The sequence below is a fragment of the Roseobacter sp. N2S genome (genome assembly GCF_031454055.1).
Lineage (GTDB): Bacteria > Pseudomonadota > Alphaproteobacteria > Rhodobacterales > Rhodobacteraceae > Amylibacter.
Genome location: NZ_JAVDQB010000020.1, coordinates 1 through 856 on the forward strand (window position 1 = coordinate 1; position 856 = coordinate 856).

The following is an 856-nucleotide window of genomic DNA, read 5'->3' on the forward strand; positions in this document are numbered from 1 at the left end:
AACATGCCAGAAACGGGATGCTGTCGCCCGTCGACTTTGAAGACAGACAGCGAAATAACAACCAAGAAGGTGTCTAGGAAACTAGGGGCTATTCAAATGTTGTGCCATGCTCCTTGCACGCTCAAAAAATTGGTCCGCTGCTATCCTGCGTTACCCTGCACCTCATTTTTCTGACTGAAGTAGAGTTGCTCCTGCCACTTATGCGGGGCGGTTACGTTTATAAATAAAGGCCTCTTTGTAAAAAGGCCTCTCGTATTATAGAACGGCCTGTCTCATACTTGGCGAAAGTACAGAAACAGGCCGTTCCCTCGATCTATTGCCCTAGGACGTGGGCAAGGTCAGACGTTACCCAGATCATCACTTCCGAGCATATCTGTCAGACCACCAAGTAGGTCAGTGGTGTCTGTGACGGCACCCAACGGGGAACTATCCCCGAGCAGACCACCGATCAGGCCGTCATCACCAGTCACTCCCTCTAGCAAACCACCCAAAGTATCGCCTCCGCCTGTAAGGCCATCAAGCAAGCCGCCCACCGGATCGTCGCCGCCGGTCAGACCACCTAACAGGCCATCGTCTCCGGTCAGGCCGCCAAGCAGGCCGTCCTCACCGATCACACCGTCGAGCAAACCACCCACCGGATCGTCGCCGCCAGTCAGACCGCCTAACAGGCCATCGTCTCCGGTCAGGCTGCCGAGCAGACCGTCCTCACCGATGACACCGTCAAGCAAACCACCCACCGGATCGTCGCCGCCGGTCAGACCGCCTAACAGGCCATCTTCTCCGGTCAGGCTGCCGAGCAGACCGTCCTCACCGATGACACCGTCGAGCAAACCACCCACCGGATCGTCGCCGCCGC

Annotated in this window: 1 pseudogene; it reads right to left on the bottom strand. The window is 57.2% G+C overall.

Features of this window, described 5'->3' with window-relative positions:
* Positions 1-338: 338 nt before the first annotated feature.
* Positions 339-856 (bottom strand): annotated as a pseudogene (locus GGE09_RS23140) (hypothetical protein); the annotation flags it as partial.